The organism is Flavobacterium psychrophilum (genome assembly GCA_001708385.1).
GTDB lineage: Bacteria > Bacteroidota > Bacteroidia > Flavobacteriales > Flavobacteriaceae > Flavobacterium > Flavobacterium psychrophilum_A.
This window is the reverse complement of record CP012388.1, coordinates 1,300,894-1,312,882: the sequence shown is the minus strand read 5'-3', so window position 1 is coordinate 1,312,882 and position 11,989 is coordinate 1,300,894. Positions and strand designations below refer to the sequence as shown.

General features: G+C 39.2%; 12 protein-coding genes and 1 pseudogene. 6 read left to right on the top strand and 7 right to left on the bottom strand.

The genetic code is table 11. The features are described from left to right. Positions 1 to 25 precede the first annotated feature (25 nt). The 5 genes from ALW18_05740 to ALW18_05720 all read right to left on the bottom strand — a co-directional run bounded on the left by ALW18_05740 (position 26) and on the right by ALW18_05720 (position 4,090). Positions 26 to 1,390 (bottom strand): beta-galactosidase, encoded by a 1,365-nt coding sequence (locus ALW18_05740; protein AOE52065.1) that lies wholly within the window; start codon positions 1,388 to 1,390, stop codon positions 26 to 28. Positions 1,391 to 1,613: 223 nt separating this feature from the next. After that, positions 1,614 to 2,021, bottom strand: a complete 408-nt coding sequence (locus tag ALW18_05735) for a hypothetical protein (GenBank protein ID AOE52064.1) — start codon at positions 2,019 to 2,021, stop codon at positions 1,614 to 1,616. Next, entirely contained in the window at positions 2,006 to 2,938 is a 933-nt protein-coding gene (locus tag ALW18_05730) for a phosphofructokinase (GenBank protein AOE52063.1), read from the bottom strand. The genes ALW18_05735 and ALW18_05730 overlap by 16 nt, the downstream gene beginning before the upstream one ends. 87 nt (positions 2,939 to 3,025) lie before the next feature. Next, positions 3,026 to 3,325, bottom strand: coding sequence for a hypothetical protein (locus ALW18_05725; GenBank protein AOE52062.1), 300 nt, complete (start codon positions 3,323 to 3,325; stop codon positions 3,026 to 3,028). A gap of 156 nt (positions 3,326 to 3,481) precedes the next feature. Next, positions 3,482 to 4,090, bottom strand: coding sequence for a DNA methylase (locus ALW18_05720; protein ID AOE52061.1), 609 nt, complete (start codon positions 4,088 to 4,090; stop codon positions 3,482 to 3,484). 104 nt (positions 4,091 to 4,194) lie between these two features. On the opposite strand from ALW18_05720, the gene ALW18_05715 reads away from it, so the two are divergent. Beyond that, complete coding sequence (locus tag ALW18_05715) at positions 4,195 to 4,503, top strand: hypothetical protein (protein AOE52060.1); 309 nt, start codon at positions 4,195 to 4,197, stop codon at positions 4,501 to 4,503. A gap of 4 nt (positions 4,504 to 4,507) precedes the next feature. Here ALW18_05715 and ALW18_05710 read toward each other — a convergent pair whose 3' ends face one another. Beyond that, complete coding sequence (locus ALW18_05710; GenBank protein ID AOE52059.1) at positions 4,508 to 6,199, bottom strand: hypothetical protein; 1,692 nt, start codon at positions 6,197 to 6,199, stop codon at positions 4,508 to 4,510. Positions 6,200 to 6,575: 376 nt separating this feature from the next. Here ALW18_05710 and ALW18_05705 point away from each other — a divergent pair, with 376 nt between their 5' ends. The 5 genes from ALW18_05705 (at position 6,576) to ALW18_05685 (ending at position 10,266) form a co-directional block, all read left to right on the top strand. After that, the gene (locus tag ALW18_05705; GenBank protein ID AOE52058.1) at positions 6,576 to 6,860 is read left to right on the top strand and encodes a hypothetical protein; all 285 of its coding nucleotides are present in this window, start codon (positions 6,576 to 6,578) and stop codon (positions 6,858 to 6,860) included. 16 nt (positions 6,861 to 6,876) lie between these two features. Further along, positions 6,877 to 7,572, top strand: a complete 696-nt coding sequence (locus ALW18_05700) for a hypothetical protein (protein ID AOE52057.1) — start codon at positions 6,877 to 6,879, stop codon at positions 7,570 to 7,572. A 35-nt stretch (positions 7,573 to 7,607) separates the two neighbouring features. Next, positions 7,608 to 8,918 carry a UDP-N-acetylglucosamine 1-carboxyvinyltransferase gene (locus tag ALW18_05695; GenBank protein ID AOE52056.1) on the top strand — a complete coding sequence of 437 codons (1,311 nt, stop codon included), beginning with the start codon at positions 7,608 to 7,610 and terminating at the stop codon, positions 8,916 to 8,918. Positions 8,919 to 9,002: 84 nt separating this feature from the next. Then, positions 9,003 to 9,500 carry a hypothetical protein gene (locus ALW18_05690; protein ID AOE52055.1) on the top strand — a complete coding sequence of 166 codons (498 nt, stop codon included), beginning with the start codon at positions 9,003 to 9,005 and terminating at the stop codon, positions 9,498 to 9,500. A gap of 73 nt (positions 9,501 to 9,573) precedes the next feature. Next, positions 9,574 to 10,266 carry a hypothetical protein gene (locus tag ALW18_05685; protein AOE52054.1) on the top strand — a complete coding sequence of 231 codons (693 nt, stop codon included), beginning with the start codon at positions 9,574 to 9,576 and terminating at the stop codon, positions 10,264 to 10,266. Between the two features lie 142 nt (positions 10,267 to 10,408). On the opposite strand, the pseudogene ALW18_05680 reads toward ALW18_05685, so the two are convergent. Continuing rightward, a pseudogene (locus ALW18_05680) lies at positions 10,409 to 11,947 on the bottom strand (hypothetical protein). Positions 11,948 to 11,989 lie beyond the last annotated feature (42 nt).

Below are 11,989 nucleotides of genomic sequence, written 5' to 3'. Positions count from 1 at the left end.
AATAGTATTTATAGTTTGAGGAAATTTATTTTTCATCCGATAAAAACTGACTGTACCAACGACCCGATTGTTTGATGGTGCGCTGCTGGGTTTCAAAATCAATATGTATAAGCCCAAAGCGGGCGTGGTAGCCTTCTGCCCATTCAAAATTGTCGGTTAGGCTCCATACAAAATAGCCATCTACCTTAATGCCTTCGTTTTTGGCTTTCAATACTTGTGCTAAGTGATCCTTAATATATTGGGTTCTAAGCGTGTCGTTTACTTTTCCGTTCTCTATTATATCAGGAAAAGCAGCGCCATTCTCGGTAATTATTATCTTTTTGATGCCTTCGTATTGGTTGAACTTGGTAAGTATATGATGCATAGCTTCAGGATATACTTCCCATTTCATTTCTGTAATAAGCGGCACTTTACGTTTTTCGGCAGAGACCAATGCAGCACCTATATAAGGGGTAAGCATAGACGATCGTACAATTTCACGGGTATAACATTGCAACCCTATAAAATCGAAGTCGAAAGCCATGTTGTTCCTGTCTTCGGGGTGCATATAGCGGTTAAGTTTTCGCAGGACAGGTAGATCATCCATTGGATAGCCTAAGCCGAGTATGGGTTCTATGAAAGTTCGGTTAAGCAGTGTGTCTACACGTTTGGCAGCGGCAATGTGTCTTTTTTTGTCGGATACAGGTTCTATATGCGTACACGAAAAGGTAGTACCTATATTGGCATGGGTAACAAATTCGCGCAATATCCTTCCGCCTGCGGCTGTAGCAAGTGTAACATGATGCACCGCTTTAAAAAAATTAGACAGCCCGCGTTTGCCTGGCGCATGGATGCCTAAAAAGTATCCTGCACCGGTAAATACCGATGGCTCGTTTATAACCATCCAGTTCTTAACCCTGTCGCCAAAACTTTTGGCACAAAGTGTGGCAAATTCGGTAAACCATGCAACGCAATCGCGATTGGTCCATCCGCCTTTAAGTTCAAGCGCATGCGGCAAATCCCAATGGTAAATGGTTACCCAAGGTTCTATACCGTGTTGCAGCATATGGTCGATAAGATTGTTGTAATAGTCAATTCCCTTTTGGTTGATCTCCCCGGTACCGTTAGGTAGCAGTCGTGACCAGCTTATAGAAAACCTGAAGTTAGGAATATTTAATTCATTGATGAGCTGAATGTCATCTTCATAGCAGCCGTAGAAGTTACAGGCTGTCATGGCGTGGTGGCCGCTTTTTACCCGTCCTTTTTTGGCGGTAAAAACATCCCAGATAGAAAGTCCTTTGCCGTCGGCATCGTGGCCTCCTTCAATCTGAAAGGCAGCCGTAGAAACGCCCCATTGGAAACTGTCTCCAAAATGGGCTTTCGTTATTTTAAAAGCATTGTCTATATCCATCCAAAAGAACTAATCAGAATAATTTGTGTGGATATCATCTTAGTGCATAAAAGATGACTGCATTGCTTTTAAGAAAAGCCACTCCCTAAAGGAAATAAGATATTTTAAAATGAAAGTTTTCATATCCCGTGTTTTATACAAAATACTTAACTCAATGTGAATTAGTAATTAACGGAATATTAATAAAATATTAATTGTCAGAATGTTGTCAATAATGTAACGATTACCAAACCAGCAGTTTCATGAAATAATCAACATCGTTAGAATATTTTTCTTCACGGATGCTTATGCCTAAAAGGGTATAGGTTTCGTCTTCGTGACTGCCTTCAATCTCAAAACTAGTGCTTGCCTGGTAGCGTTCCAGGAAATCGGTTAGTGAAAAATTATCTATTTCGCTTTTAGGCAGCAGGACAAAATAATCTATAACTGTCTCTTCGCCTTTAAAAGTGGCTTTGCCTTCAAAATTTTTCAGTTCTTCGTAAACGTCTTTTGCGTTGAGGTATTTCATAAGTTGGTTTTTTAGTTGTCGGTTGCTGGTTATCTGGTTGGCTGTCGATTGCTGATTGTCAGATTTAAAGTTCATTAAATAATCAAATCCGCAAATAACCAAATCCACTACCTTGATAACCATTTGTATAGTTTTTCGGCATTCTCTTTGGTAAACAGCCCTGTGCCGTTGCTCATGGTCGCTGCTGTACCGCAGGCAACACCCATTCGTGCCATCTCCTGCGTACTGCCACCGTTTGCCAGTACGCTTACCATTCCGGCAACCATGCTGTCTCCTGCGCCCACAGTGCTTTTTTTTCTGACGGATGGTGCACCAACATGTACCGTCTCGTCTTTGGTAACCACATAAGCACCCTGTGGACCCATAGAAACAGCTACAATTTCGGCTTTGCCTTCGTCTATAAGTTGTTTTGCGGCGTCATCAGCCGATTCGTTATCCAGTTCTTCCTTGCCAACAAATTTGCTTAGTTCTCCAAGATTAGGCTTAAGCATAAACACGCCTTCTTTTACTATTTCTTCCAGAGCTTCGCCAGACGTGTCGGCAATAACCTTAACATTTTTAGCTTTAAGTTCCTTAACCAGTTTAGTTAAAAACCCGGAGCTTATACCTTCGGGAAGGCTTCCACTTATTACCACAATTTCAGGAAAAGGGGAGATGCCCATAATAGCATCATGAATAGCCGTAGCTTCATCTTTGGTGATATCTTCTCCGGGCATGCCAAAACGATACTGCTCGTTGTTAGATGTATCTACCACAATAAAGTTTTCGCGGGTGTCGGCTGTAACATTCACAGTTTTTGTAGTAATGCCTTCTTTATCCAGAAGCTCTGTAAGCAATTCCCCAGTCCGCCCTCCAATAGGAAAAAATGCAACAGAAGGTACGCCCAGGCGTTCCAGTCCGCGCGACACATTTATACCGCCTCCTCCGGGTTCGTAAACCGGCATAGAGCAGCGTAGTTTTTTTTCGGGTTTAATGTTTTCTACCGTACTGCTTTTGTCTACAGTTGGGTTAAGGGTAATAGTAAGAATCTGTTTTGGCATTGCAAATAAAAGTATGTTGGTAAAAGCTAATTTACCAATTATAAATGTACCTATGCCATAAGAGTGTGTTAATACTAAGCCTGTTGCTTACTTGGCAAAACGCTCCAGTATGCTGTATTCGTTACTAAGTTCTATATAATAGCAGCCTTCGGGAATTTCAACATCAAGGCGTGAAATCTGGTTTTCGCTAAAGCCGCGCTGCTTTAGTTCATCTTTGGTGTGTAACAATACAGGCTCGTCGCCTACATAGTAAAGGTTGTCATCAGATTTATTTATTTCAGTCACAGTGCCCGAAATACCGTAATCCATAGAATTGTAAAGCAATTCCTTTTCCAGTTCTTCGTCAGTAAGTTTGCTGAGCCAGAGTTTGAGATCTTTTAGCTTCATAGTTATCAGCAGAAATTAATTTAAGTAGTAAGTATTTTTGTCGGGGCTTGGGGAGCCATAACTCTTTATATATAAAGAATTAACATGATAAATATAGCTAATATTTAAAAGCTTTTTTATTTTTTTTAAGATAATATTAGTAATCTTTTATAATTTTTATCGTAGCACGATAGTCCTGAAGGTTAAATTTATTCGCGGATGCTTTATTTTGGTGGATTTCGGCAATCTGTGCAGCCAGTGGGTTTGCGTGGTGCCCTGCATTACTAACAGACTGCCATTGTCTAAAATTATCTCTTTTTTCTCACTGGTTTGCTTATGTCTGAAACTGAATTTTCTTACAGCGCCAAGACTTAAAGAACCTATTGCCGTATTTTTCCCTAACGCTTTTTCATCATCACTGTGCCATGCCATGCCTTCGTCGCCATCGTGGTACAGATTTAAAAGGCAAGAGTTGAATATAGTATTGCAGGTTTTTTCTACCAATTCTTTCAATTCCAATAGGGCTGGAGTCCAGGGTAGCGCCGTTTTTGTGGTGCGCGAATAAGTGTAGTCGTATGCGTCATCGCCATACCAGGCTACTTTTCGTTTGGTAACAATCCTTTTTCCGTAAATTACAGCCTCATCATGCTGCCACGGAATATCGTTTAGCAGGATGTTAAAATACTGCGTTGCCAGCGTTTCGGTTAACATATTTCCATAATACAGCGCTTCGCCATCATAAGGCAATATATTTTGAGGCCCGTTGTTGTCAGAAAAAAGATCCATTTTATTAAATTATCATTAAGTTTTGAAGATAGGGGCGTACCATTCAATAAAATTAGCGAACTATACGTTGTAAATAAGAGTTTTATTTAAGGATGTAATTGAGAATGAAAAAAATTGATAGCAGGCACCTGGCCTTTCATGTGGTAGTAGCGCTTTATTTTATATGGATAACGGTTTTTGCAATTTTGCTGGGCATGGCACTGGTTAATACGTATGGTAGTGCCAGCAACCCCGCATTAGATATGCTGTTTATGGAATGGATAGCCACCAACCTTATTATGGGTTCAGCGCTGTTTATTGTTATCAGGTTGTTTAGAAACAGGACACTATTAGATAAAATCATATTATACTCTTATTGTTTTATGGCTGCTGCTGCAGTATCGGTTGTGCTTATAATAAATAGTTTGAGGTAAGTATTTATTCAAAAGTAATGTTGCGGGAATACCTGTTTGTTTCTATCATGTTCACTCCATTTACATTATAATCAGATAGCTTTTTTATTTGCTTTCCGTTTACCCTGAAATTTACAAAATGCACACCATCAACCGGGCGGCTTCTGCTAAGCCCTGATATGACGGACTTACTTTCTCCGGTGCCGTTATAACTAATGTTTTCAAAACGTATGTTGCTTACTTTTTTTCCTTTTGTAGTTGCGGCGCCAAGTCCTGCAGGTTCTACCTTAACAGAAAAAAGTCTTCCGTTAGAAAAATCTTCTATCCTGATGTCTTTAAAAACAATATCGCTGCATTTGTTGCCATCGGCACAATTTATAGATAATGCCCCTTCGTAGTCGCGATCATATTTTCCATTTGATTTTAAATAAGCAACATCCTGTTCTAATATGTCTATGTTCTCAAAATGCAGGTTTGATATTTCCAGGCCATTATTTTTTTTATTGTAATTGCCGTGCCATCCAATTTCTACAGGGTGGGCAGCATCTGTATATAATGAAGTGTTTGTAACTGATATATTTACCGCAGGCCTGTTACGATAATCAGCTTCGAGTGATGCAGTAGGTTTATTCGTTTGATTTCTGCGGGACGCATATATGGCAATGCCATCATCCGAAGTTCTCAGGTAGCAATCATTTATGGTTACATTGCTTGTTCCTTTCATGTGTATACCGTCTCCCCATAAAACCCGTGTAAATATTTTATAATTGTCGATAGAAATATATTCCGAATCAGTGGCGAATATACCAGCCAGCTGTGAATCATTAACGGTAATACCACTAACGGATATACGATCTGAATTAATAATGAGTACACCGTTTCTATGGTAAAAATTGCCACCATCTCCGGTATATTGTTTCGCAAAGTTGCTGAGGTCTATTATGCCATGACCATGTATCTTTACGTCGCTTTTATCTACAATAGCTATTTCTCCTTTTAGTATACCGCCGCCCTCAATATAAATTTCGTCGTTGCTTTTGGCTTTTATATCGCCAATTACAATAGCTCCGCTCTGTATATAGACTTTGTTACCACTTGCAGCAGGATTAGCAATATTTAATTCGCTTAGTGTATGCACACCGGGGCCAAATATCTTTAGTGTCTCGCCTGCTGGGGTATACTTAATAATGGGGTTGGCAAATATTTGCAGGTTTCCATCTCTTTCTCCATTAACTTCAATCGATAATTTTAAAGGATTTGATAGCGAGAACCTAAAAGTCTTCCCGTATTTATAATACGGAACAATGCCTTTAGACTGCGGCCTTATAAGCAATGTACCGGGGTTATTAAAATCTACATTTTCTTTACAAGTAACTTCAATAAAAACGGTTCCGCTAAAATCAAAAGATACAAAAGCAGCCTTTTTTCGCTCTGTACGCAATCCGTTACTTGCGTATGTCGTGTACTCAAATACGTCGATCCATTCAGAATTATCTTTACTTACCCTTACTGTAAAGTCACTGTTTTGTTCTACGTGATAATTCAGAGGGCTATTTTCGGGAGAAAGCAATGGCTCTATCGGTATAAGTTTCCCGTTTTCCGGATCATCATAAACCACTTCACCGGCGGGCAAATCTGCATATACCTTTAACTGATTCTGAGCGTAGTTATATGAACAGGAAATAAGGCAGATGAGCAGTGAGAGAGGGTACTTCATTTATTTGATCTTTGACAAAACGTCTAATTTACAGAAAATAAAAGTACTGTAAAATAGAAAATCCACCCAGCATGGAGTGCGGGTGGATTTTCAAAATAACCAATTCATAACCTAAACCTATACTAACTAGATGCACATGAAATAAAAAGGTTGCGTAGAAAACTGAAATAAATATTTTTTTATTGGCAGTGGCGGCAGAATGTAATATATTTAGGTTTCAGACAGCAGAATGCCTGTTGCTGAAAAATTGATAAATTACTAACCGGAAGGGCTAAGGCATCAAAAAAAATGTGAATGCTTCAATAAAATATTGGTAACATATATTTTTTTAGATACTTGGTTCTATATACGTATATTTGCGTTTATTTTATGACGAATGGATAAGAAAAGCGAAGAATTTTATGCAAGGCTAAAACAGGAACTTACCGATTCTACCCTGTGGCCTTCCGAATATTTATTTAAATTTATTGTGCCATCGCTGCCTGAAAATGTAGAGAAAGTAGAAAAAGCTTTCGATAATTTGGGTGCAGTTATAGAAACTAACCAGTCTAAAACCGGTAAATACACCGCTGTTTCTATTAATGTAAGAATGGTAAGTGCACAATCGGTTATAGATAAATATATTGAGCTCTCAGCAATTGAGGGTATTATATCATTATAAAGAAACCAGAAAACAGATGACGCGACATAATCCCGGAGAAGCCGTTAACTTTCTAGAATACAATGCCGAAAGGCCGCACCTAATCATTCCTGAATATGGGCGCCACCTGCAAAAACTTATTGAGCAGGCCGTGGCACTGGAAGACAGGAACGAACGCAACAAGGCCGCCAGATACATAATATCTGTAATGGGCAGCCTTAACCCGCACCTTCGCGATGTACCCGATTTTCAGCATAAGCTTTGGGACCAGATATATATTATGTCTGATTTTAAACTTGATGTAGATTCTCCGTACCCAACGCCTTCAAGAGAGCTATTGCAGCAAAAGCCGGACAGGCTCGAGTATCCGCAAAACTTTCCGAAATACCGTTTTTACGGAAACAACATTAAGTACATGATTGATGTTGCCAACAAATGGGAAGATGGCGAAATGAAGAATGCCCTTGTTATGGTTATTGCTAACCATATGAAGAAATCGTACCTGAGCTGGAATAAAGACACCGTTAAAGATGATGTTATTTTTGAACATCTTTACGAACTATCGGGCGGTACAATGAACCTGCAGGCGACAGATGAAGAGCTTTCTAATTCTACAGAGCTTATGAGGGTAAACAAAAAACTGAGCAACAAAACCCAGTTTGGCGCACCTAAGCAAAAAATGCAGTACAAAACAAATACAAACACAAACATAAAGCGTAGGCCAAAACAGTAAAACAACCAAAAACATAAATTCTATTATTACACTGCATGGGAACATTTAAAATTGAAGGAGGGGCACCGCTAAAAGGTGAAATTACGCCTCAGGGCGCAAAAAATGAAGCATTACAGGTATTATGCACTGTGCTTCTTACACCCGAGAAAGTAACCATTACGAACATCCCTGATATTATAGACGTTAATAAGCTTATTACTTTATTACGTAACCTGGGTGTTAAAATAGAAAAACTGGCTCATGGCTCATACAGCTTCCAGGCTGATGAGGTTAACCTTTCTTATCTTGAATCTGAAGCATTTAAAGAAGAAGGTAAGTCGCTAAGGGGGTCTATCATGATTGTTGGCCCATTATTAGCACGATTTGGTAAAGGATATATTCCTAAACCGGGCGGTGACAAAATTGGCCGCAGAAGGCTTGATACCCACTTTGAAGGTTTTATTAGCCTTGGCGCATCATTCCGTTACAACAAAGAAGACCATTTTTATGGTGTTGAGGCCGACAGGCTAAAAGGTACCTATATGCTTCTTGATGAGGCATCGGTTACCGGTACTGCAAACATTGTTATGGCTGCTGTACTTGCCGAAGGCACAACAACAATATATAACGCTGCCTGCGAACCTTACCTGCAACAGCTTTGCAACATGCTTAACCGCATGGGGGCTAAAATTACAGGTATAGGGTCTAACCTTCTTGTTATAGAAGGTGTTGACAATCTTGGCGGATGCGATCACCGTATCCTTCCCGATATGATCGAGATAGGCAGCTGGATAGGCCTTGCAGCGATGACACGCAGTGAGATTACTATTAAAAATGTAAGCTGGGAAAACCTTGGCGTTATACCTAATACCTTCAGGAAACTGGGTATTACAATAGAACGCAGGGGAGATGATATCTATATTCCTGCTCACACAGATGGTTACGAAATTCAGAACTATATAGACGGTTCTATCCTGACTATTGCAGATGCTCCGTGGCCGGGCTTTACACCCGATCTTTTAAGTATTATCCTTGTTGTGGCAACACAGGCAAAAGGCGAGGTGCTTATTCACCAGAAAATGTTTGAAAGCCGTTTGTTCTTTACAGACCGCCTTATAGACATGGGAGCTAAAATTATACTTTGCGACCCGCACAGGGCTACTGTTATAGGACACGACTTTAAGTCTACCTTAAAAGGTATTATGATGTCTTCACCGGATATCAGGGCGGGTATATCATTGCTTATCGCTGCGCTTTCTGCCAAAGGTGTAAGTACTATACAGAACAGTGACCAAATTGACCGTGGTTACGAAAGAATAGACGAAAGGCTTCGTGCTATTGGTGCTAAAATTGAACGTTTCGACTAATTATTAGTCAACACATTATACCAGAAGGGACTGCTTTATGCAGTCCTTTTTTTATGTAAATTTGTAAGGCAAAACGTTACTGTTATGGAAAGCAAACCTTTATTCTTCGAAAAGCAAAATTTCAGGCAATGGTGGATATATGTACTATTATTGGGGCTGTTGGCCTTGTTTGTTTACGGATGCATTGTGCAGATTGGCATGGGTATTACCTTTGGAGATAAGCCGATGAGCGATGCCGGGTTAATTGTTTTTACAGGAGCATATTCACTGTTTGTGGCTTTTTTTCTTTGGCAGCATTTATTAACAAAGGTTGATACGGAAGGGATACACTACCGTTTTATACCTTATCATGGTAAGTGGCGTACTTTTACCTGGGATAGCATTAGCAGTGTAGAAGTGAAAGAATACAGTCCTCTTTCTGAATATGGGGGCTGGGGATTGCGTCTGGGGTGTGTGAATACATCGGGCAACAAAGGTATGCTGATACGTTTTCATGAGCGCAGCAGCTTTATGATAGGAACGCAAAAAGTTGAAGAACTAAAAGCAACATTAGAGCAAGCAGGGAAACTTAAAGATATTTAATAAAAGTAACCTTACAGTAAACGAAATTGCTATACTATTACGTTATCCTCACTTAACCAATATCACCAATAAAATGAAAAGACTTTTACTTGCAGCGATGCTTTTTGCTGCTATTTCTGCGAATGCCCAGATTGATGAAAAAAATGAGGTTCCCTTTATTAACGTAACAGGTACTGCCGAAAAAGAAGTAGTGCCCGATATTATTTATATTACTATTTCTCTTGCCGACAAAGTAGTAAATAAAGATAATTACACTATTACTGCTCAGGATAACAAGCTTAAAGAAGGATTACGATCTATAGGAATTGATGTAAAAAATCTTGCTTTATCGGGTGCGAGTTCAGATATTGTTAAGCGTAGGCGAAAAGACAAATCTGTTCTTGATGAGCGTAAAAATTATGTACTGAAAGTGTCTTCTGCAACAGAGGTTAGTAAAGTTTTTGAAATGCTGCATACCATTAATATCGATGAAGCAGAGGTTACACAAACCGATCACACTCAGATGGAGAGCCTACGAAAAGAAGTGCGTATCAGTGCTATTAAAGCGGCAAAAGATAAGGCTGTATATCTTTTGGAAGCGATAGGCGAACAATTGGGTAAACCTCTAATGATTGTTGAAGAGAATAGTTATGTAACCAGTACGCTTCTTTATCAAACTAATGTTGTAAATCGTTACGATGGAGGCGAATCCATAGAAGAAAATGAACCTGATTTTAAGAAATTGAAAATCAAATTTTCGTACAATATAAAATACAGTATAAAGTAATATAAAGCGGATGTCTTTGAAAGCGATTATCCATAACGCTGTGTCATTCTGAATGCAGCGATAGCGAAGTGAAGAATCTCAAAGTGAGATTCCTTCGATTGTAGCCGTTGGACGAAACTCTTAAGACAACCGCTTTTACTTTTTATTTCTTCGCTATTTCAATAGCTTTGTTCAATACTTCATCTTTACCGGCTTTTATACCGGCAATGGTGGGGCGAATTTCAACATCGGGCATTATACCTATGCGTTGGGTCTCCTTTTCATCAGGATAGAATATTCCGTTTCCTGTAAAGGTAGCTGTAAAGTCACCGGGCAGGTCAACGTAAATTAGTTCTCCATCGGCTCCTGCTGTCTGGCTTCCTAAAATTATTGCGTTGGCAGCAGCTTTAATTGCCATAGTGGTAAATTCGGCACGGCTTTGTGTATTTTCGTTAACAAGCACTATTACCTTTCCTGTATATGCGTTTCTCCCTGATTTGGTTTTTAAGGGCGGTTGCCAATTAAACTTTCCGGGATAGTTAAGATCTGCCGTCATATATTTTGCAAATTCTTTGCTTTCAGAAGTTAGTTTAGTACAAATTTCATGTATAGACCATTGCGGATAATTACGGATATCAAAAATAATTGTAGGGCATTTAGATAAGGCTGCCATCATTTCCTCAACATCTTTTGGCGATAGAATGCTCAGGTTAGCGTAGCCTATATTATTCTCCAGGATCTTGTATCCTTTATCATTTTTATCGGTGTCATATTTATATGATCTGAGTGCATATTGATGAATTTCTTTTTCTGAAATAACACCGTTTCTTTCAAAGGTTATTTTATGAGTTTTATTATCGCTGGTTAGTATGTATTCGATATGCCTGTTTTTTATCGCATTATTTGATGCGCAGTAATACTTATACTGAGACTTAAATTTTTCCGTAAGCGATTTTCCGTCTGAATGTGTAATTACATCACCAACTTTTATATCATCTATACGGCACAATGAATCGTTATTCAGTTTGGTTACAATAATTTGGTCTTCTACCAGCGTACTGGCAAATGGAGGGCGGTTAGCACCATACAATTTAAGATTGGCGTCGGTGTATATTGTGCCATGGCTATCGTCTGTTGTTGCTACCAATTCATTTATCGCAAATTGATATTCTAAAGCATCTTTTGCATTTGCAAATTTTGGTATGAACTGCGTAAGAACAACATCCCATTTTACATCGGTCATGTATTTGTAGGGAGCAAAGTACTCTACCGCATTCCAAAAACGGAAAAGCGTAAGCAGTCTTCCTTCTTCAGGTGGAAAACCGAAATTGTTATAGGTAACTTCGTTGGTAATGCCCAGCGATCCGCCTTTTCCTTTTTGGGAAACATAATATTTATCGCCCAGCAGCCTGTTGTTTTCTATAAATTTTAGTTTAGTCGAAAGTTCAGGAGTGAATATTTTGTTGTCCTGCATCCAGGACATATCAAAATTTTTATCAAAAGACTCTTTACCAACCTTATCGCATTTTTTACACACGGGCACATCACCCTGCTCTTCTATCCAGCTAAGGTATAACGTGCTTAGTTCTTCTTTGGTTTTAGCCTGTTTTACCTTGGGTAAAAGCTGAACCAGTTTGTAATCCCAATTGTATTTTCCTGCGGCAACCTGCGGATGGTAATATTTTAAAAATCCCCAAATTTTTGCAGTAGCGGCAAGCTTTTGGGTTTCGTCAAGGTTTTGAGC

What these genes read in the sequence shown, in the direction of transcription:
- ALW18_05685 (AOE52054.1), top strand. Translation starts at nt 9,574, where the DNA reads ATGAAAAGACTTTTACTTGCAGCGATGCTTTTTGCTGCTATTTCTGCG.
- ALW18_05735 (AOE52064.1), bottom strand. Translation starts at nt 2,021, where the DNA reads ATGGTTATCAAGGTAGTGGATTTGGTTATTTGCGGATTTGATTATTTA.
- ALW18_05690 (AOE52055.1), top strand. Translation starts at nt 9,003, where the DNA reads ATGGAAAGCAAACCTTTATTCTTCGAAAAGCAAAATTTCAGGCAATGG.
- ALW18_05710 (AOE52059.1), bottom strand. Translation starts at nt 6,199, where the DNA reads ATGAAGTACCCTCTCTCACTGCTCATCTGCCTTATTTCCTGTTCATAT.
- ALW18_05730 (AOE52063.1), bottom strand. Translation starts at nt 2,938, where the DNA reads ATGCCAAAACAGATTCTTACTATTACCCTTAACCCAACTGTAGACAAA.
- ALW18_05740 (AOE52065.1), bottom strand. Translation starts at nt 1,390, where the DNA reads ATGGATATAGACAATGCTTTTAAAATAACGAAAGCCCATTTTGGAGAC.
- ALW18_05695 (AOE52056.1), top strand. Translation starts at nt 7,608, where the DNA reads ATGGGAACATTTAAAATTGAAGGAGGGGCACCGCTAAAAGGTGAAATT.
- ALW18_05715 (AOE52060.1), top strand. Translation starts at nt 4,195, where the DNA reads ATGAAAAAAATTGATAGCAGGCACCTGGCCTTTCATGTGGTAGTAGCG.
- ALW18_05725 (AOE52062.1), bottom strand. Translation starts at nt 3,325, where the DNA reads ATGAAGCTAAAAGATCTCAAACTCTGGCTCAGCAAACTTACTGACGAA.
- ALW18_05720 (AOE52061.1), bottom strand. Translation starts at nt 4,090, where the DNA reads ATGGATCTTTTTTCTGACAACAACGGGCCTCAAAATATATTGCCTTAT.
- ALW18_05700 (AOE52057.1), top strand. Translation starts at nt 6,877, where the DNA reads ATGACGCGACATAATCCCGGAGAAGCCGTTAACTTTCTAGAATACAAT.
- ALW18_05705 (AOE52058.1), top strand. Translation starts at nt 6,576, where the DNA reads ATGGATAAGAAAAGCGAAGAATTTTATGCAAGGCTAAAACAGGAACTT.